The sequence below is a fragment of the Ruegeria sp. HKCCA4812 genome (assembly GCF_013034245.1).
Classification (GTDB): domain Bacteria; phylum Pseudomonadota; class Alphaproteobacteria; order Rhodobacterales; family Rhodobacteraceae; genus Ruegeria.
In genome coordinates this window covers 91,034-111,176 of sequence record NZ_WQFQ01000005.1, presented here as the reverse complement: position 1 = coordinate 111,176, position 20,143 = coordinate 91,034, and the positions used below count along the sequence as shown (strand labels likewise).

Here is a 20,143-nt window from a genome sequence, read left to right as displayed (position 1 = left end):
GTCGGAAAACGCCAATCCACATCTGGTGGTGGTCGGCGCGGCCCTGTAGGGTCGCGCCATGTCCTTGCCGAATGTAACGTTCTCAGATGATCAGGCCGCCGCATATGATAGCATCGCCGAGATGCTGCGGGCAGCGGGTGTTGATCTCGAAGATGATGCCCTTCTGAAACTGCCAGGCGCAGGAAAATCAGGTGTGATGGCCGTGATCGGCAAGGCTGGTTCGGGCAAAACGCTGCTGTTGGCCGAGCTGTACAAGGCACTGGCAGAGACGGGTGTTCAGATCGTGTCCGGCGATTATGAAAGCCGCAAATCGAAAGACAAGCGCAGCCTTGCTATCCTGGCCCCGACGAACAAGGCTGCAAGCGTTCTGCGATTGCGCGGCGTGCCTGCGACCACGATTCATCGCATATTGTACACGCCGGTCTATGATCCGGAATACGAGCGTATTGCGGAATGGCTGGCTGGCAATGACGAACGCCCCGATATCGAAGGTTTGACGGATGAAGCCTTGGATCGTGCGGCTGCTTTTTACCAAAACAACAAATCTATCCCCGGGGCGCTGGCCGCCGCCGGTTTGCGAGGGTCGGATTTCATCACAGGGTGGAAGCGCCGTGACGAACCGCTGGATATCGGGTTCGTCGACGAGGCGTCGATGCTGGATGACCGCCAGTTCGATGATCTCAAAGAGATTTTCCCGACCCTTCTGTTGTTCGGCGATCCGGCTCAGCTGGCACCGGTAAATCAGTCCGGCAGCATGGTGTTCGAGGCTTTGCCCGAGCCCCGGAAGCTGACACTTCAGCGCGTGCACCGCCAGGATGCAGACAACCCAATTCTGGATCTTGCGCATGCGCTGGCTGACCCGGCAATGGGCTTCGAGGATTTCGAGCGACTGATCGAAGAAACAGCCCGTCGGGATGACCGGGTTGTCTGGGGCCAGCGGGTTGAGGTCGATCTGATGGCCCGAAGCCCGGTTCTCGTCTGGCGCAACGCCACGCGCATTCGTTTGATACAGGCCTTCAGGCAAGTTCACGGCGCACCGGATACGGAATTGCTGGAAGGTGAACCGCTTATTTGTGATGGGATCGAATTGCCCTTGAAACATCGCAAGAAACGGCTGGACCTTGAGGCGCGGGGGCTGATCAAAGGAGCTCAGGTAGTATATCTGGGGCCGGGACGAAAGCCGGGGTTCTCGCGTCTTCACGTGATGGGGGCCGAAGACCCGCAGGTCAGCGCCGCGTCCATTGTTCAGATCGAAAAACCGGACGAGGAAGAGCCGTTCATTCCCTATGCCGCCCGCATGGGGGCGACCTTTTTGCACGGGGCCGCCGTGACGATCCACAAGGCGCAGGGGTCACAATGGGATACGGTTCAGGTGTTCGCTCCGGATCTCTATGCCGCCGCTCGCATGGGCCGGACCGAGGCCGGACAGCCATTGTGGAAGCGTTTGGCATATGTCGCGATCACGCGCGCGCAAGAGCGGCTGATCTGGGTGGTTCGCAATCGCCTGTCGAAACCCACGCACCCCCTGCGTGTGGATGACTTGAGGGCGATTCCGGCGGCTTCGCTGACATTGGAGACGGAAGAGACATGAAATCCATCATCGTAACGGGTGCCAGTTCAGGTATCGGCCGGGCAACGGCCCTGCTGTTCTTGTCCCAAGGGTGGACGGTCGGGCTGTTGGCGCGCAGCAAAGACAAACTGGAAGCTCTGGCAAAAGAGCATCAGGCAGCCACCGTCCTGCCTGCGGATGTGACCGACCCGAATGCGGTTGAACGGGCTTTTCGGTCTTTTACAGACCGCACCGGGCGGCTGGATGTTCTGTTCAACAACGCCGGGATCTTTGCGCCGGGCGGCACGATCGACGAGATCGCTCTGGACGATTGGTATCAAAGCGTCAACGTGAACCTGAACGGCATGTTCCTATGCGCGCGTGAAGCTTTCAAAATCATGCGTCACCAAAACCCGCAGGGCGGCCGGATCATAAACAACGGCTCGATAGCGGCACATGTTCCGCGCCCGAATTCGGTACACTATTCGGCCACAAAGCACGCCATTACAGGGCTGACGCGCAGTCTTTCGCTGGATGGGCGTCGCTTTGGAATTGCCTGCGGGCAGATCGATATCGGAAATGCGCGCACGCAGATGGTTCAGGGCCTTGTGGACGCGGCGCAAGCCGCGGGCGAAACACCAGACCCGACGATGGCCGTGGAAGACGCCGCGCGTTCGGTTCTGCATATGGCAAGCCTGCCGCCCGAGGCCAACGTGCAGTTCATGACCGTCATGGCCACGACCATGCCCTATATCGGCCGAGGGTGACTTTTACTTTTCTCGCAACAGCCGGAAGGCTGTCGAGGCGCCCCAGCCTGCCGCAATCGCTATGACCAGCGACATCAGGCCGTACCAGACGGGCTGCTGGCGGGACATATTGTACAAAAAACGCTCCAGACCGACTTTCCGGACATCAATGATCGCTTCATATTGCGAGACGACCTCTCCGCCACGGGTGAGAAAAATCCGGGCGGAATAATCGCCTTCGGTCAGGTCGGCGGGCATATCGATCGAGGTGCGGAACAGGGTCTGTTCGTCCACTGCTACGGTGTTTTCGCGGATCGAATACAGTTGTTCGTGTTCTCGAATTCTTATTACGGCGTCTGCAAAGTCCTGTGCGCCCCGGATGTGCATCGCGGCACCGACCGAGCGGATCGCGCGTTCGATCGAAATCCGGAAACGCAGGTCTTCGGTGTCGGACAGGATGTCGTCAAAGGGTCCGCTGGTTGCAACGGCGTAAAAGCTGGGTGCAAGGTCGACAAGAACACTGTCGGTGTTCACCCAGATCCCAAGCTTGCGTTCCTTGCGTCGCACGGTGACAGGCTCGGACGGACCCGCAACCGCGACGATGACTTCGACCGGAGGGCCGGAAGGGATTGGGGTTTCCCGCTTGATGGCCCCAAAAATCAGAAGTTCAGATCCGTCGAATGTCGCGGTGATGGCAACCCGGTCCTGGCTGAGACCAAGGACAACCTGTTCTTCCGCTGCCAAAGCGGGCGTGCAAAACAAGCACAGGGCGGCAATAAGCGAACGCAGCATCCTCAGTGCCCTCCGCCGCTGCCAAGCGAGTAGAGCTCGGCGGGTTCGATAAGCAGATCAAGTGCAAGCTTGCCACATACGGCCAGCACCAGAGCGGCAAGTAGCACGCGCAATTGTTCCGCCGGCATCCGGGCTCCGATCACGGTTCCGATCTGGGCGCCAATGACACCGCCCACCAGCAACAAGACTGCCAGAACAACATCAACCGTGTAGTTGGTGGTGGCGTGCAGCATCGTGGTGAAGGCTGTCACAAAGATGATCTGAAACAGCGACGTGCCGACAACGACCTTGGTCGGCATACCCAGCAAGTAGATCATGGCAGGAACCATGATAAAGCCGCCGCCAACGCCCATGATCGCCGACAAAACCCCAACGCACAGACCGACCAAGGCCGGCGGGATGACCGAGATATACAGGCCCGAGGTGCGAAAACGCATTTTGAAGGGCATGGCATGGACCCAGCCCCGCTGTCGGCGCTTGGCAGGCGCCGCGCCGCCTTTCTTGGCTTTACGCAGGGCCCTCAGGCTTTCGACAAACATTAGGCTGCCAATGACGCCAAGAAAAACAACGTAACAGAGTGTCACCAGCAGATCGACCTGACCCAGGCTTTTGAGATAGTTGAAGACAACCACGCCCAAAGCGGCCCCAACAAGCCCGCCAACAAGCAATACCGTTCCCATTTTTAGGTCCACGGTCTTTCGTCGGAAATGTGCCAGAACTCCGGAAAAGGATGATGCGACGATCTGATTGGCTTCGGTTGCAACAGCCACCGCCGGTGGAATACCGATGAAGAACAGCAGCGGGGTCATCAAAAAGCCGCCACCGACACCGAACATTCCGGACAGGATGCCAACCATGCCGCCCAACCCCAACAAGAGAAAGGCGTTTACTGAGACTTCGGCGATGGGAAGGTATATCTGCATGGGCTCTTCTAGTCGCACTGAGTTGAGAGGCGCAACGCCATAGCGTCGCATTCGCCTAAATATTTAAAAAATTGAATGTGACTAATCGGCACATACGACCAGACCTGTCTGTTTGCGCTGATCGGGTCTGCGGACAACTGCCAGTTTGCAGGAAGGTACACACTCATACCCTCTTAGAACGGTTGCGGCGTGCAAAATCAACTCTGCATGCCGCTCCGCAGCGAACAGGACTGAAACTCAGTTCGGAACTGGCCTTATCAGCGCTCTTTGACGTAGGGTTCTCCGCCTGCCCGAGGTGGGATGGCTTTGCCGACGAAGCCGGCAAGGATCACCACCGTCAGAATATAGGGCAGGGCGTCCATCACCTGCACGGGAATCACGACGCCACCCAGATCGATATTTTGGAAACGCAGCGCGATCGCTTGCAGCAGACCAAACAGCAAGCAGGCCCACATGGCATGCCACGGGCGCCACTTGGCAAAGATCAGGGCGGCCAAGGCGATAAAGCCACGACCGGCGGTCATTTCCTTGACAAACCCTGCCTGCAAGGCCGTAGCCAGATAGGCTCCTGCAATACCGCACAGCACACCACAGATGGCGACAGCGGCGAACCGCAGGCCAACCACCGAGACACCGGCGGTGTCCACTGCGGCCGGGTTCTCACCCACCGCCCGCAGGCGCAGACCGAACCGGGTGCGATACAGAATCCACCAAGTGGTCGGAACCATCAGGAACGCGACATAAACCAGGATCGAGTGGCCCGAGAGCAATTCGGAATAGATGGGACCAACAATTGGCACACCGCTGAGGGACTCGGCGAATGGGAAGTTGATCGGTTCGAACCGGCCCCCGCCAAACAGGGACGGTGTACGACCACCTTGCTGAAACCAGCTTTGCGCGACCAGGACGGTCAGGCCCGAGGCCAGAAAGTTGATCGCCACGCCCGATATCAACTGGTTGCCCCGGAAGGTGATCGACGCCAGCCCGTGCAGGCCCGACAGCAACAAAGAGGATGCGATACCAGCCAGCAGGCCCAGCCAAACCGACCCTGTGACAGCTGCGATTGCAGCCGAAAAGAACGCTGACATCAACATTTTGCCTTCGAGGCCGATGTCGAAGATCCCGGCCCGTTCCGAAAACAGACCGGCCAGACAGGCAAGCAGCAGTGGCGTGGACAGGCGAATGGTCGAATCCAGAACCTGAATGAGGGTTACAAAAAATTCCATCACTCAGCCCTCTTCCGCATACCCAGGAAAAGTTTTTCAAGCGGCATTCGCACCATGTTGTCCAATGCGCCGGTGAACAGGATGACCAGGGCTTGAATGACCACGATCAGCTCCCGCGGAATCGAAGCCCACAGCGCCAGCTCGGCGCCGCCCTGATACAGAAATCCGAACAAGAGCGCGGCCAGAAACACGCCGAACGGATGTGAACGCCCCATCAGAGCCACGGCGATGCCAATGAACCCCGCGCCCTCGGTCGAGTTCATAACAAGTCGCTCGGCTTCGCCCATGACATTGTTGATGGCCATCAGCCCTGCCAGCCCGCCGGAAATCAGCATCGCGACAATCGTGATGCGCACAGGTGAAATACCGGCATAGACAGCGCCGGTCTCGGAATGGCCGTAAGCCCGGATTTCATAACCCAGACGCGTGCGCCAGATCAGCGCCCAGACAACGACGCAGGCAAGCAACGCGATAAAGAAGGTGATGTTCGCAGGAGCGCCGCGGAAAACTACATTCTCTGCGGTCGAGAACATCTCCTGGAAAGAGGGCAGATGCACGCTTTCAGAGAACCGCGCGGTGGCCGGGTCCTGCGACCCTTGCGGGCGCATGACATTGACCAGCATGTAATTCAGGAAAGCAGCGGCGATGAAGTTGAACATGATCGTGGTGATCACGATATGGCTGCCACGCTTTGCCTGAAGATAGGCCGGAATGGCCGCCCAGAGCGCGCCGAACAGCATCGATGCCGCGCAGGCGGCAAGCAAGGCAATGCTCCAATGCGGCCAGTCGACATAAAGACAGACCATGGCCACGCCCAGCCCGCCCAGCATCGCCTGACCTTCGCCCCCGATGTTGAACATACGGGCATGGAAGGCGACGGCCACCGCAAGACCGGTAAACATGAAGTTGGTCGCGTAATAGAGCGTATAGCCCCAGCCATAAGTCGATCCCAGCGCACCAGTGACCATCAATTTGACGGCCTCGACAGGGTTTTCGCCGATGGCGAGGATGACCAGCGCCGAAAGGATTGCGGCCAGTATCAGACTGATCAGGGGGATCAGAATGACATCGGCCCATTTAGGCATTTTTTCCATGTTACGCGGCCTCTCCCGCAACACCGGCCATCAGAAGGCCCAGTTCTTTTTCATCTGTCTCATGGGGCAGGCGTTCTCCCATGATATGTCCGTCAAACATCACCGCGATCCGGTCCGAGAGCGAGAAGATTTCTTCCAGTTCGACCGATACCAGCAGGATTGCCTTGCCCTGATCACGCAGCGCAACAATCTGTTTGTGAATGAACTCGATGGCGCCGATGTCCACGCCCCGCGTGGGTTGCCCGACCAGCAGCAGGTCAGGGTTGCGTTCAATCTCGCGGGCGACAACGATTTTCTGCTGATTGCCGCCCGAGAAACTTTTGGCTGCCAGCCAGGGATTGGGCGGGCGGACGTCGAATTTCTCGATCTTGGCTTCGGTATCGGCGCGCAACGCCGCGTTGTCCATGAAGATACCGCGTTTATAGGCCGGGTCGCGGTGATATCCGAAGGCCACGTTTTCCCAGGCGTGGAAGTCCATGATCAGGCCTTCGCGTTGCCGGTCTTCGGGCACGTGGGCGATGTGATGCGCGCGGCGGGCCTGACCATCTGATCCGGCCCCACTCAGTGCCAGCGGTTCGCCGTTCAGCTTGATCGTGCCCTGTCCGGGGCGCATTCCACCAAGAACTTCCAGCAGTTCGGATTGACCATTGCCGGCCACGCCGGCGATGCCGACGATCTCACCTGCGCGCACGGTCAGGTCGATGTTTTTGACCCGTTCAACGCCCGCCGAATCAAAAACGCTGAGATTTTCGATCTCGAGAATGGGTTTGCCGGGCGTCGCGGGCACTTTGTCGACTTGCAGCAGAACCTTGCGGCCGACCATCAGTTCGGCCAGCTCCTCGGGGCTGGTCTCGGATGTTTTGACCGTCGCCGTCATTTGTCCGCGCCGCATAACCGATACGGTGTCGGTGTTTTCCATGATCTCGCGCAGTTTGTGGGTGATCACGATGACTGTTTTGCCCTCGGACCGCAGCCGGTCGAGAATGCGGAACAGCTGATCGGCTTCGGCTGGGGTCAACACGCCGGTCGGTTCGTCCAGAATCAGAATTTCGGCCTTGCGGTACAGCGCCTTCAGGATCTCGACCCGCTGCTGCATCCCCACGCCGATCTCGTCGATACGCTTGTCGGGATCGACGAATAGTTCGTATTCTTCCTCGAGCTCTTTCAGCTCTTTGCGGGCTTTTGCCAGTGATGGCGCCAGCAACCCGCCATCCTCGGCGCCCAGTACGATGTTTTCCAGAACGGTGAAATTTTCCACCAGCTTGAAATGCTGGAACACCATCCCGATGCCCGAGGCGATGGCCGCCTGGCTGTCCGGGATGTCGGTCTTGGTCCCATTGATCCAGATCTCACCTTTGTCGGCTTTGTAAAAGCCGAAGAGAATGCTCATCAACGTGGATTTGCCTGCGCCGTTTTCACCGATGATCCCATGGATCGTACCGGGTGCAACGCTGATCGAGATGTCTTTGTTGGCCTGAACTGGCCCAAAGGCTTTGGATATCCCTTTGAGCTCAATGGCTGGGACGGTCATGTCTTGCCCTCAACTGCCGAGAAACCCATCCGGCTGTCCGCCAGGATGGCGAAGTGGGTGGCGAGGCGGAAGGCACTCTCCCGCCCCGCACGTTATCAGAACTGCAGTGCCGGGCAGCTGTCGTTCTCGTAATAGCTTACAACATTGATGTCGCCGTTGATGATCGCCTTGCGGGCTTCGTCTACGGCGTCGCTCATGCGAACCGAAACAAGCTCTTTGTTGTTTTCATCCATGGCAACGCCGACCCCATCTTCGGCCAGACCCATGATGAAAACGCCGGTTTCAACGTTTTCGCCTGCTTTCATCGCTTCATAAACAGCGACGTCCACACGCTTCAGCATCGAAGTCAGAACTTTGCCTGGGTGCAGGTGATTCTGGTTGCTGTCCACACCAATCGACAGGATGCCCTCGTCAGCCGCAGTTTGCAGAACGCCAACGCCGGTTCCGCCGGCCGCAGCGTAAATCACATCAGCGCCCTGGCTGATCTGCGCTTTTGTAAGCTCCGAACCTTTTACCGGATCGTTCCAGGCAGCAGGCGTTGTTCCTGTCATGTTGGCAACAACATTGATGTCTGGGTTCACGGCCTTAGCGCCCTGGGCATAGCCGCATCCGAAATGGCGAATCAACGGGATGTCCATACCTCCGATGAAACCAACGGTGCCGGATTTCGACGCCATGGCGGCCATCATCCCGACCAGGTAGGACCCTTCGTGCTCGGCAAAGCCAATCTGGCGGATGTTTGGAGCGTCCAGCCAAGTCACGTCAACAGCGACGAATTTGGTGTCGGGGTAATCACTTGCAACAGCCGCCAGGGCGTCAGCGATTCCGAACCCCATGGTGATGATCGGATTTGCACCGGATTCCGCAAACCTGCGCAGGGCCTGTTCGCGCTGCGGTTCTGCCTGAATTTCGATTTCCAGATACTTGCCGCCGGTTTCATTCGCCCAGCGCTGCGCGCCGTTATAGGCGGCCTCGTTGAAGGACTTGTCGAACTTGCCGCCCAGGTCAAAGATCACCGCCGGTTCGGCCAGAACCGCTCCGGCTGACATTGCGACGGCAGCAGCAGCACCCATCAAGGATTTCATCAGGGTCATTTCAGTCTCCCAATTTTATTTTGTTGGCACAGGGTCAGATTAGCCCCGTTCACCCACTTTTAGCGAGCATAACTGTTGTGATGGCGGGTATTAAGGGGGTTTGCAACCACCATGGTCAACTGAATTCTGACCAAATGGTCTAAAAAACGGGCGATTGCCGTAGGGGCAGGCGGCATTCCATTACGAGTGCATCAGTTTTCTGGCCCGTTTCGCGTGCATAGTACGCCTTGCGCAGCCCGCACTGCCGATATCCGCATCGATTGTACAGGGAAATGGCCGCAATGTTGTCGGCCGCGACATCCAGAAAGGCACGCGTCGCCTGAAAATCGATCGCTTGATCATGCCATTCCTGCATGAGACGAAGTGCCAGGCCCTGCCTTTGAAACGAAGGGTGGGTCGCAATTGTCAGCAACTCGGCTTCGCCCGCAATCACCTGAAACAGTGCAAAGCACCGGGAATCTCCGACGGCATGAGTAAAGCGGTTTTCAAGAAGAGCGGCGAATTCATCTTCTGTCCAGCCGCGCGATTGCGAAAACGCTGCGGCGTGGGTCGATGCCATCTCGTGCGGTGTCATTCGTTCAGCAGAACAGGGGGGGTATCGCGGGACGGAGCCGCGTCGGCGGGCCTTACGTACAAAGGTGCAGGCGGCAAGCTGGTACGATCCCAGCGCCGCGCGGCCAGCCGGGCGATGGCTTGTGCCAGCAAGGCAGGGTCAGAGCAGGAATACAACGGCCCGCCAAGTTCCGCTTCGGCCCGAGGCAAGAGACACGGATCGGCACCGGGCATTTTCACATAAACCTGGTCGCGCGGGGCAGGGATCGCCGGTGTCTGCCCGCCTTCCGCCAGCTCACGCAAGGCATCGAAGCCGGAAACTCCGACCGCAGGGATTTCCAGCCCAAGTGCAAGACCCCGCGCGGCCGAAACCGAAATACGGATGCCGGTGAAGTTCCCGGGCCCTATCCCAACGCCGATCGCGTCCAAACCGGCCCAATCACATCCGGTTTCCGCCAGAACGTCTTCCAACAGCGGAATCAATCGTTCGGCTTGTCCGCGTGACATCGCTTCGGCACGGGACGTCACGATTTCGCCGTCGCGCAACAAAGCGGCCGCGCAATGCGCGGCCGATGTGTCAAATGCCAGAATCGTCGGGTTAGACGGCAACAGGGCGAACCTCGGTCACTTCCGGAATGTAATGGCGCAGAAGGTTTTCGATACCCATCTTCAGGGTCAATGTCGAAGACGGGCAACCCGCGCAGGCCCCCTGCATGTGCAGATAGACCACGCCGCGATCAAACCCGTGGAACGTGATATCACCCCCATCCTGAGCCACGGCAGGACGCACACGGCTGTCCAGCAAGTCCTTGATCTGGTTGACGATATCAGCGTCCTCACCAGAGTGCTCGGCATGGCCCGAGGCCCCGGCGGAATCTGCGCCCATAACAGGCTGGCCGGATTGATAATGCTCCATCACTGCGCCAAGAATGGCCGGTTTGATGTGGTCCCACTGAACGTCGTCCGATTTGGTGACGGTGACAAAATCGTTGCCAAAAAACACGCCAGTCACACCATTGACCGCAAATATGCGTTTGGCCAGAGGGGATTTTTCGCCCGCTTCCGCAGTTGGGAAATCCGCTGTTCCAGCTTCCAGCACCGTTTGGCCGGGCAGGAATTTCAACGTGGCCGGATTGGGGGTGGATTCGGTCTGGATGAACATGAGGGCGCTCCGTCTGATGTGCTTCTGATATGCGCGCAGGCGCACGGGAAGTCAAGATTTGGAACGATTCTAAATTGTGGAAGCGTGTTCTAATGCGTCATCCAGACGGTCATCGCCCCAGAACAACTCTTCCCCGGCCAGAAAACTTGGTGCACCAAACAGACCAAGCGCCTTGGCGCGGGCAGATTGTTCGAATAGGGCCTGTTTTATGTCCGGGTCCCCTGCGCGGTTCAGCACGCCGCTGTGCACCCCTGCTTCGTCGAGGCAGGAGGCCAGTACGCTGTCCTCGGAGATATTCTGCCCGGCGCCGAATTCGGCGCTCAAGACGGCCCGAACAAACGCCGCCCGTTCCCGATGATCCTCGATGCCCAGAACCAGACGTGCTGCCCTGAGCGAATTCTGCGGAAACGGATCAGGCTTTGCGAAAGGAAGCCCGCGCGCCTTGCACAGACGTTCCATATCGCGCCACATGTACCGCCCTTTGGCCGGATACAGGTTGAAAGGTGAGGTGCGCCATCCTTGTTCCGCGAAAATCGGACCCAACAGGAACGGGTGCCATTCAATGTCAACGCCTTTGTCTTGCGCGGCCGCTTCGATCCGCATCGCGCTGAGGTAGGAATAGGTCGAGGCGAATTCGAACCAGAACTGTATCGTCTTCGCCATCGCCGCGCCTCAGGTTATTTCTTCCAGTTTCTCTTTGCTCAGATTGCCCGGAACGATCGTGATCGGAATCGGCAGGCTACCCGAATTCTTCGTCAGTTGAGTCACCAACGGACCGGGACCTTTCTTGTCGGTCCCCGCCCCAAGTACAAGAACACCAATCTCGGGATCGGACTGAACATGTTCGATGATCTGTGCCACGGGATCACCTTCGCGAATGGCCAGTTCAGGTTCCACGTTCTGCTTGTCCCGCATCCATTTGGCAAACACTTCGAAATGCGCATGGATACGTTCGCGGGCTTCTTCACGCATGGTTTCGGCCACACCGATCCAGTGATTGAACTCGTCGGGCGGGATGACAGACAGGACCGTCACACCACCTCCGGTATGGGCAGCCCGCATCGCGGCGAACCGCATCGCGTTGAGGCATTCGCGGCTGTCATCCAGAACGACTAGGAACTTACGCATGGGTATCCTCTTTAGGTTTCCGGGATCATGCCCGACCGATCGCACGCTGGCAACTCGGGCAAGCCTGAGGCTTTGCGCTAGCGTTCGCTTGCAGCCCAATCCCAATAGAGCGCGCGGGCACGGCGAGCAACAGGACCCACCTGAAATTGCGTATCCTCCAGTGCAGTTACCGGTGTGACCTTGCTCATGTTGCCGGACATGAAGACCTCGTCGGCCTCGTGGAAATCCTCGAAGCTTAGAACCGTTTCGTGGACCTTTACTCCATCTGCGCGCAGGTTTTTGATATGCCGTGCTCGGGTAATTCCAGCCAGGAAGGTTCCGTTCGGGATCGGTGTAAAGACTTCGCCATCCTTCACCATGAAGATGTTGGCCGTCGCCGTTTCCGCCACATGCCCCATCGCATCGGCCACCAAAGCGTTGGAAAAGCCTTTCGAGCGCGCCTCTTGCAGCATGCGGGCGTTGTTGGGGTAAAGGCACCCCGCCTTGGCGTTTACGACCGCGCTTTCCAGAACCGGGCGGCGGAAGCGCGTGGTCGACAGAGTGGCCGACGCGGTTTCCGGGGCCATTGGGATTTCTTCCAGGCAGATGGCAAAACCGGTGCTGTTTTCCTGCGGGACTATTGCCGTGCTGTCACCGTCGATCCCCCAGTACATCGGACGAATGTAAACGGCTGTGTCCGGGCTGTAGGCCTGCAACCCTTCGCGTACTAACTCGACCATCTGTTCGGTCGTCATGGTCGGCGTCAGCATCAAGGCTTCGGCTGACCGGTTTACCCGTGCGCAATGGGCCTCCAGATCCGGGGCCACGCCGTCAAAATATCGCGCGCCGTCAAAGACCGAAGATCCCAGCCAGGCGCCATGATCCGCCGCGCGCATGATGGGTGCGTCCCCCTCATGCCATTGGCCTTGAAAATAGGTCCGGATGTTCGTGCCGGTTGCCATGACGCCCTCCTTTGATTCAGGCAAACCCTAGGAGGGCGTCAGGCGAAGGTCCAGTGCAATCAGCGTGATGCGGCGCCGACCATGCCAACGATCTCGTAGGTCTTTTGCAGGATCGGAGCAGCGATTTCACGTGCGCGCTCGGCGCCGCGGGCGAGAATCCGGTCAATCTCGGCCTGATCCCCCATCAGGCGTGACATTTCGGTCGAGATCGGAGCCAGTTTCGCCACTGCCAGATCGGCCAGCATCGGTTTGAACTCACCGAACTGCTTGCCGCCTACTTCGGACAGAACCTGTTCGATGGTTTGATCGTTCAGGGCCGCGTAGATATTGACCAGGTTACGCGCCTCGGGGCGGTCCTCGAGCCCTTCGGCCTCTGACGGCAGAGCATCAGGGTCGGTCTTGGCCTTGCGGATTTTCTTGGCAATCGTTTCGGCGTCATCCGTCAGGTTGATCCGGCTCATGTCAGAAGGGTCGGATTTCGACATCTTCTTGGATCCGTCCCTCAGGCTCATGACCCGTGTGGCGGCACCTTCGATCACCGGCTCGGTGACGGGGAAGAAATCGACGCCGAAATCGTTGTTGAACTTGATGGCGATGTCGCGAGTCAGCTCAAGATGCTGTTTCTGGTCTTCCCCGACCGGTACGTGGGTTGCGTGATAGATGAGGATGTCCGCAGCCATCAGAGCAGGATAGGCAAACAAGCCAAGCGAAGCGTTCTGCTGGTTCTTGCCGGCCTTGTCCTTCCACTGGGTCATGCGCTGCATCCAACCCATACGAGCAACACAGTTAAATATCCAAGCCAGTTGCGTGTGTTCCGGCACTTGGCTTTGATTGAACAAAATCGATTTTTCGGGGTTTAGCCCAGAAGCGATGTAACCGGCACAAAGCTCCCGCGTTGCATGCTGCAACTCGGTTGGATTTTGCCAGACCGTGATTGCATGAAGATCGACCATGCAATAGATGGTTTCAAATTCCTCGCTTTGCATTCTCACCCAGTTCCGAAGCGCACCGAGATAATTGCCGAGGTGCAGGTTACCCGAAGGCTGTGCGCCGGAAAACACGCGGGGCGTGAACTGGGTCTCGGTCATCAAAGGGAACTCCTGTCTGGAAAAATCAGCCCCCGTCGCTTACCCATGAGGCAAAGGGACGTCAACAGCCGCGAAAGGCCAGCCCTATGAGCAGTGAGCATTACACACCCGCCGTAAACCCGTTGCCGCCCGTTGTGGTGGCGCTGGTTCTGTTCATCATCGGCATCGAACTGGCCTTCACGCTGGGATCGCGCGGTTTGATCGGAGGGCCGGCGGCCGTGGGTTGGCGTCTGGACGCGATACAGCACTATGCCTTCTCGGCGGATATTTTCGATTGGATGGTGCTGAACGGGCGTTGGCCGTTCGAACATCTGGTCCGGTTCGTGACCTATCCCTTTGTATCCGCCAACTTTACGCAGGCGATTTTTGTCTGTGTCTTCGTTCTGGCGATGGGAAAAATGGTTGGTGAGGTTTTCGGTGGTGTCCCCATGCTGCTGATCTTCGTCGTCTCGGGGATTGGCGGCGCGTTGAGTTATGCCGTTTTGCTGGACCCGCGCTATCCCCTGATCGGAGGGTTTCCACCTGTTTATGGCCTGATCGGAGGATTCACGTGGTTGTTGTGGCGCAAACTGTCGCTTGTGGGGGCAAATCAGGCAAGGGCGTTCCAACTGATCGCCGTTCTGATGGGCATTCAGTTCCTATTTGGTCTGATCTTCGGCGGAAACGCGGAATGGGTCGCCGATCTGGGTGGGTTTGCCACCGGCTTTGGCATGTCATTTCTGGTGGCGCCGGGGGCCTGGGCCCGGATCGTCGGGCGCATCCGCCGCGATTGATCAGGCCCGGCGCAAGGCGCGTTTGAACTCTGACAATTTGAACGCTCCCAGGACATGACCAAGACAGAAATACGAGACGGCGGCGACCACGATCAGGACCAAAAGCGCCAGATAGCGCCAACCGGGAATGTCCAGCGTCCAACCTAAGAAGTGGATCAACGCAAACAAAACCGCGCCCATGCCGACCGAGGCCAGAACGATCCGTCCCGCACGTGCCTTGAAACGGTCATCGAAACGCGCTTCTTCTCCCATGCGACGTGCACCGATCGCCAGAAGAACAACCATGGCCCAGCCGGCAGTTGACGCAGCAATCGCAGGGGCGATCCAACCCACCAGCGGGAAAAGGCCAAACGCCAATGCCGCGTTCACGACCATTGCGACCACCGCATATCGGAACGGGGAACGCGTATCCTCGCGCGCAAAGAAAAGTGGTTGCAGCAGTTTTTGCAGCATGAATGCAGGCAGACCGATGCCATAAATCGCGACCGCCAGCGCTGTCGCAGCGGTATCCTCGGGACTGAACTGTCCCCGTTCGAACAGCACCGAAACCAGCGGGTTCGGGATGATCAGGAACGCCACGGTCGAGGGCAACGTCAACAGCAGCATGAATTCCCCGGCGCGGGAAAACGCGTTGCGGGCCCCTTCCTTGTCGTCGGCGCGCAGGCGGCGGGACAGGTCGGGCAGCAGGACAATGCCAATGGCGATTCCGACGACGCCCAAAGGCAGTTGGTACAGGCGATCCGCGGCAAACAGCCAACTCACGGCCTTTTCGGTCTTTGATGCCACCAGTTGTCCGACCACCAGGTTGACCTGCGTGACCCCCATGGCCAAGGCGGCGGGAACCGCGATGCGGACCATCCGGCGCATCTCGGGCGTCAGGTGGGGCAGGCCGGGGCGGATACGGATACCTGCACGTTCGGTCGCCACCCAGACCAGCACCAGTTGTGCGACGCCGGCGACCGGAATGACCGAGATCAGCCATCGTATCACCTCGCCGCCAGAGATGGCCCCGGCGATCAGCGCGGTGCAGGCAAAGATGTTCAGCAAAACAGGTGCCGCTGCGGCCGCTGCGAACCTGCCGGTGGCGTTCAATACCCCCGAAAACAACGCCGCCAAGGACATGAAAAGGATATACGGGAACACGATATAGCCATAGTCCACGGCCAGCTCGAAACGTTCATCCCCATGGAACCCTTCGGCCGTCAGCCACACCAGACCCGGCATGAAAACCATGGCCAGCCCGACCAGCGCCAGAACGGCCACGGCCAACAGGTTGAACGCATCCTGCGCGAACCCCTGGGGGTTCTCGTCCGCCTCCAGCCGTTTCGAGAACATGGGCACAAAAGCCGCGTTAAACGCACCTTCGGCGAAAAAGCGGCGGAACATGTTCGGCAGGCGAAAGGCCGCGACGAAAGCATCCATCACCGGCCCGGGGCCGATGAAGGCGGTCAGCAGAATTTCCCGCAGGAACCCCAGTATTCGACTGGCCAGCGTCCAGAAGCCGACCGTGAACAGGCCTGAAAACAAACGGATTTGCTTCATGAGGCCGCACGCTCAGCGCCTTCGGTGATCGCCTTGCGCAGCTTGGCCTCAAGCCCACGTTGCTTGCTTTCCGAATGATATTTCAAGCCGAACATATCCTTGACGTAAAACGTATCGACTACCTGTTCGCCATAGGTCGCGATCACGGCATTGGCGATGTAGACATTCGCTGCGGCGAGGGTCCGGGTCAGATCAAACAACAGACCCGGACGGTCGCGGGTGTCCACTTCGATGATCGTGTAAATTTCAGAGCCGTCATTGTCGAAGGTGATATGCGTTGGAACGTTGAAGGCACGCTCGCGTTTCTTAATCTTGTCGCGTGATTTCAACGCCTCCTTCGCAACCACTTCGCCGCGCAATGTCTTATGGATCATCTGTGTAAGACGTGGCAGGCGCGAGGCTTCAAACGGGTGCCCTTCGGCGTCTTGAATCCAGAATGCATCGGTGACATAGCCGTCTTTGGTCGTATAGCTACGCGCATCCACGACATTCGCGCCAACCAGGGCCAGCGCGCCGGCAATGCGGGCAAAGATACCGGGGTGGTCGCCCATCGCAAAACAGGCTCGGGTTGCGTCGCGATCCTCGTCCGGTTGCAGGCGGATCTCCATCGCGCCGGGGTCGCCGCTTTGTTCCAGCGCACGCAGCATGTTCGCAAACTCGACATGTGTGGCCAGATTGAGACCCTGCCAATACGGGTCGTAGTGGCGCCCCGTCTCGGATTTGAGGTCGGCCTTGGACCAGGCTGCCAGTTCGGTGCGCAGGGCTTTCTTTGCCTCGGCGCCGCGATTGGCGCGGTTGAGGTCCTCCATCCCGGTTTCCAGCGCGCGCTTGGTTTCGGCGTGAAGGGCACGCAAAAGCGTGGCTTTCCAGTTGTTCCATGTGTTCGGCCCCACGCCGCGAATGTCGCAGACGGTCAGAACGGTCAACAGGTCCAGCCGTTTGACGGTTTGAACTGCCTTGGCGAAATCACGCACTGTGCGGGGGTCTGAAATGTCACGTTTCTGTGCCATGTCGGACATCAGCAGGTGATAGCGCACCAGCCATTCGACCGTTTCCGAATCTGCTTTGTTCAGGCCCAGTCTTGGTGCCACCTTGCGCGCGATCTGTGCTCCAAGAATCGAGTGATCCTCGGGTCGCCCCTTCGCGATATCATGCAGCAACAGGGCGACATACAGCACCTTGCGATTGACCCCGCCTTTCAGAATCGAAGAGGCAAGAGGCAGCGATTCAATCAACTCTCCGCGTTCGATCTGGGCCAGATTCACGATGCACTGGATGGTATGCTCGTCCACCGTATAGCTGTGGTACATGTTAAACTGCATCATGGCCACGATGGGCTCGAACTCGGGCAGGAAGGCGGACAGTACGCCCAGTTCGTTCATCCGCCGCAAGGCTCGCTCTGGGTTGCCGTGTTTCAGCATCAGGTCCAGAAAGATGCGCCGCGCTTCTTTGTCGTTGCGCATTTCGTCGTCGATCAGATGCAGATTTGCCGCCACCAGACGCATGGCATCCGGATGGATCAGCATTCCTGTTCGCAAGCCTTCTTCGAACAGGCGCAGAAGGTTCACTTTGTCGGATAGAAATTTGTCAGGGTCTGCTACGTCCAGACGGCCGTGAACAACCTTGTATCCGGCTTTGACCCGCCGGCGTCTGCGGAAAATGCGCTCCAGCAATGGCGCGCCTTTCACGTGCAGCGCCTCAAGCTTCGTCAGAAAAATCCGCGTCAACTCGCCGACACGCGTGGCTTCGCGGAAATAGCGTTGCATGAATACTTCGACCGCACGGCGACCGGCTCGATCCTCATAACCCATGCGCGCGGCGACCTCGACCTGCATGTCAAAGGTCAGTTGCTCGGTGGCGCGACCCGTCACCAGATGCAAATGCGAACGAACAGCCCAAAGAAATTCTTCGGCCTGAACGAAAGTCTTGAACTCTTCCGGGGTGAACAGACCCAAAGGCACAAGTTCGGCCACGTCCTGAACGCCATAGATGTACTTTGCGATCCAGTAGAGGGATTGGAGGTCGCGCAACCCCCCTTTGCCCTCTTTCACATTGGGTTCGACCTTGTAGCGCTCCCCCTGTTTCAGGTGCCGCTCATCTCGCTCGTTCAGTTTGGCTTCGATGAATTCCCGCTCGGTTCCTTTGAACAGCTCGGTTTTCAGGCGTCGCTCAAGCTCGTCGGCCAACGCCTTGTCGCCCGCCAGATAGCGTTGTTCAAGCATTGCCGTGCGGATAGTGAAATCCTCGGTGCCCAGCCGAAGGCAGTCTTTGATCGTGCGCGAGGAATGCCCGACCTTAAGCCTGAGATCCCAAAGAATATAAAGCATCGATTCGATGACGCTCTCGGCCCAGGCGGTGATTTTGTAGGGGGTCAGAAACAGCAGATCGACATCCGAAGACGGCGCCATTTCACCGCGCCCGTATCCGCCAACGGCCAGTACGGCGATCTTTTCACCTTGTGTTGGCGTCGCAAGCGGATGCAAGCGCGTGCTGGAGACCAGCATTGCGGTTCCGACCAGCTGGTCCGTCAGGTAGGTATAGGACCGGGTCAGCGCGCGCGCGTCGAACGGACGTTCGCTGAAGGCATCGGCAATGGCTTTGCGACCCGCTTTCTGAGCGTCGCGCAGAATGCGCACTGTTGCAGAACGCATTTTGCTGTTGTCAGAGCTGGTCTCGAACACCTCGGCCAGCGCATCATTGACGCTGACGCTGTCAAAGATGTTTTCGGCAGGGCAAATTAGCGCGCCATCCGGCGCCATGGTCTCGCCCGATCGCTCAGAAACCGGCACCAGAGAAGCTTTGCGGGGCAGGGTCAATCACAACCACCTGTTTATTCTGAATCGTCGCTACGGCAAGGCCGCGTTCATTGGTGCCGTTCGGGCGGAGGCGGAAGATACCGCCAACACCTTGGAAACCGGCATTTTGGGTCAGGGCAGCACCGGTCAGAGCATTGGATTTGCCCTGGCTGACCAAAGCACCAATCGCCGCTATGCCGTCATAGGCCAGACCGCTGATCGGATGAGGCGCTTCTCCATATGTCGCGTTATAGCGTTGACGATAGGCTTGGGCCTTTGACGGGTCGGGCAGGGCGAACCATCCCCCTTGCACGCCCGGCAGCTCCAGCGTTTGCGGGGGGATATCCCAACGGGTTAGACCGATGAATTGTGTCGTCGCCGGAGAAACGCCGGCCTCAGGCAGCAATTGCGAGAAAAGTGGCAAGGCACCCGCTGTCGTTGCCGTCATGAAAATCGAGTCCGCCCCTGTCGAATCGACGGTGGCCTTGATGGTGGGAACCGAGTTGATGACACCCTGTTGCGACCGGTCGTATCCGACCGTTCCCGCATTGTTGACCCGGCTGTTTGCCAGAGCATTGGCGATGGCAGCTTGCCCCACTTGCCCCGCGGCATCATTGCTGTGCACGATAACCGTGTTCGTTTTGCCTTGCCTGCCCGCATAATTCACCAGCCGGTTGGCGGTGTTTTCAAAGGTCGGTCCAAGTACAAATACATTGCCACCCGCAATGCTGGTGTTGTTCGAGAACGAAAGAACATTCACGTTATTGTTCAGTACGGCCAGTCCGGCAGCGTTTGCCGCCTGGGCGTAAACAGGGCCGACAATGATCTTGGCGCCTTCGGCAACGGCCTGCTGGGCCACCGCTGTCGCCGTGGTCGGGTTTCCTGCCGTATCGTAAACACGCAGGTCGATTTTGACGTTAGGCAGATCGGACATTGCCATACGGGCCGCATTCTCAAGGCTCTGCGCCAGCGCGGCGTCGCCCGAGCGGGGAACCAGCAAAGCAACCGGAACAGGATTCGACGTGTCAATCGAAGGGCCACCCCCAACGCCGCCCGGCTCACAAGCGGCCAGAAATGCTGCGGTCGTCAGGGCAATGGCGGCTTTCGCCAGCTTGCTTACGGGCTTGCAAACGGTAAACATCTAAATGAAAACTCCCTGATCCGGCGGCTGTGAATGCTTCTGTTCTGTTGAGCCGCGATAATAAAC

At 58.6% G+C, this 20,143-nt stretch carries 19 protein-coding genes; 3 read left to right on the top strand and 16 right to left on the bottom strand.

All coding sequences use genetic code 11. The features are described 5' to 3' along the window. The first annotated feature begins 58 nt into the window (after positions 1–58). Both GOW04_RS15060 and GOW04_RS15055 read left to right on the top strand, forming a co-directional pair. Positions 59–1,591 (top strand): ATP-dependent RecD-like DNA helicase, encoded by a 1,533-nt coding sequence (locus GOW04_RS15060; protein WP_171233098.1) that lies wholly within the window; start codon positions 59–61, stop codon positions 1,589–1,591. Further along, positions 1,588–2,316, top strand: a complete 729-nt coding sequence (locus GOW04_RS15055) for an SDR family oxidoreductase (RefSeq protein WP_171233097.1) — start codon at positions 1,588–1,590, stop codon at positions 2,314–2,316. Before GOW04_RS15060 ends, GOW04_RS15055 begins: the two co-directional genes overlap by 4 nt. Positions 2,317–2,319: 3 nt before the next feature. Here the strand turns inward: GOW04_RS15055 and GOW04_RS15050 are convergent, their stop codons facing one another. The 13 genes from GOW04_RS15050 to trpS form a co-directional block, all read right to left on the bottom strand. Further along, positions 2,320–3,087 (bottom strand): TIGR02186 family protein, encoded by a 768-nt coding sequence (locus GOW04_RS15050; protein WP_171233096.1) that lies wholly within the window; start codon positions 3,085–3,087, stop codon positions 2,320–2,322. Between the two features lie 2 nt (positions 3,088–3,089). Continuing rightward, a complete protein-coding gene (locus tag GOW04_RS15045) occupies positions 3,090–4,010 on the bottom strand; it encodes a sulfite exporter TauE/SafE family protein (protein WP_152456856.1) in 921 nt (306 codons plus the stop codon). 257 nt (positions 4,011–4,267) lie between these two features. Next, positions 4,268–5,236, bottom strand: coding sequence for an ABC transporter permease (locus tag GOW04_RS15040; protein ID WP_171233095.1), 969 nt, complete (start codon positions 5,234–5,236; stop codon positions 4,268–4,270). Further along, positions 5,236–6,330, bottom strand: a complete 1,095-nt coding sequence (locus GOW04_RS15035) for an ABC transporter permease (RefSeq protein WP_152456858.1) — start codon at positions 6,328–6,330, stop codon at positions 5,236–5,238. The genes GOW04_RS15040 and GOW04_RS15035 overlap by 1 nt, the downstream gene beginning before the upstream one ends. A gap of 1 nt (position 6,331) precedes the next feature. Then, on the bottom strand, positions 6,332–7,861 hold the full coding sequence (locus GOW04_RS15030; protein ID WP_171233094.1) for an ABC transporter ATP-binding protein: 1,530 nt from the start codon (positions 7,859–7,861) through the stop codon (positions 6,332–6,334). Between the two features lie 95 nt (positions 7,862–7,956). Then, a complete protein-coding gene (locus tag GOW04_RS15025; protein ID WP_171119679.1) occupies positions 7,957–8,955 on the bottom strand; it encodes a BMP family protein in 999 nt (332 codons plus the stop codon). A 139-nt stretch (positions 8,956–9,094) separates the two neighbouring features. Further along, positions 9,095–9,529 (bottom strand): N-acetyltransferase, encoded by a 435-nt coding sequence (locus tag GOW04_RS15020; protein WP_171233093.1) that lies wholly within the window; start codon positions 9,527–9,529, stop codon positions 9,095–9,097. Continuing rightward, complete coding sequence (gene tsaB / locus GOW04_RS15015; RefSeq protein ID WP_152456862.1) at positions 9,526–10,116, bottom strand: tRNA (adenosine(37)-N6)-threonylcarbamoyltransferase complex dimerization subunit type 1 TsaB; 591 nt, start codon at positions 10,114–10,116, stop codon at positions 9,526–9,528. Before tsaB ends, GOW04_RS15020 begins: the two co-directional genes overlap by 4 nt. Continuing rightward, positions 10,106–10,669 (bottom strand): NifU family protein, encoded by a 564-nt coding sequence (locus GOW04_RS15010; RefSeq protein WP_152456863.1) that lies wholly within the window; start codon positions 10,667–10,669, stop codon positions 10,106–10,108. Before GOW04_RS15010 ends, tsaB begins: the two co-directional genes overlap by 11 nt. A gap of 69 nt (positions 10,670–10,738) precedes the next feature. Further along, entirely contained in the window at positions 10,739–11,332 is a 594-nt protein-coding gene (locus tag GOW04_RS15005; protein ID WP_171233092.1) for a 2-hydroxychromene-2-carboxylate isomerase, read from the bottom strand. Positions 11,333–11,341: 9 nt separating this feature from the next. Then, positions 11,342–11,797: a universal stress protein gene (locus GOW04_RS15000; RefSeq protein WP_152456865.1), complete on the bottom strand. Its 456-nt coding sequence runs from the start codon at positions 11,795–11,797 to the stop codon at positions 11,342–11,344. Between the two features lie 77 nt (positions 11,798–11,874). After that, positions 11,875–12,738, bottom strand: a complete 864-nt coding sequence (locus tag GOW04_RS14995) for a branched-chain amino acid aminotransferase (protein WP_170346396.1) — start codon at positions 12,736–12,738, stop codon at positions 11,875–11,877. Positions 12,739–12,797: 59 nt separating this feature from the next. Continuing rightward, positions 12,798–13,826 (bottom strand): tryptophan--tRNA ligase, encoded by a 1,029-nt coding sequence (gene trpS, locus GOW04_RS14990; RefSeq protein WP_171233091.1) that lies wholly within the window; start codon positions 13,824–13,826, stop codon positions 12,798–12,800. Positions 13,827–13,912: 86 nt separating this feature from the next. On the opposite strand from trpS, the gene GOW04_RS14985 reads away from it, so the two are divergent. After that, positions 13,913–14,599 (top strand): rhomboid family intramembrane serine protease, encoded by a 687-nt coding sequence (locus tag GOW04_RS14985; protein ID WP_152456868.1) that lies wholly within the window; start codon positions 13,913–13,915, stop codon positions 14,597–14,599. Here GOW04_RS14985 and murJ read toward each other — a convergent pair whose 3' ends face one another. The 3 genes from murJ to GOW04_RS14970 are packed head-to-tail and all read right to left on the bottom strand — an operon-like array spanning position 14,600 to position 20,077. Next, positions 14,600–16,141 (bottom strand): murein biosynthesis integral membrane protein MurJ, encoded by a 1,542-nt coding sequence (murJ, locus tag GOW04_RS14980; protein WP_171233090.1) that lies wholly within the window; start codon positions 16,139–16,141, stop codon positions 14,600–14,602. Further along, positions 16,138–18,957 carry a [protein-PII] uridylyltransferase gene (locus tag GOW04_RS14975; RefSeq protein WP_371814407.1) on the bottom strand — a complete coding sequence of 940 codons (2,820 nt, stop codon included), beginning with the start codon at positions 18,955–18,957 and terminating at the stop codon, positions 16,138–16,140. The genes murJ and GOW04_RS14975 overlap by 4 nt, the downstream gene beginning before the upstream one ends. After that, a complete protein-coding gene (locus GOW04_RS14970; protein ID WP_152456871.1) occupies positions 18,917–20,077 on the bottom strand; it encodes a penicillin-binding protein activator in 1,161 nt (386 codons plus the stop codon). The genes GOW04_RS14975 and GOW04_RS14970 overlap by 41 nt, the downstream gene beginning before the upstream one ends. Between the last annotated feature and the right edge of the window lie 66 nt (positions 20,078–20,143).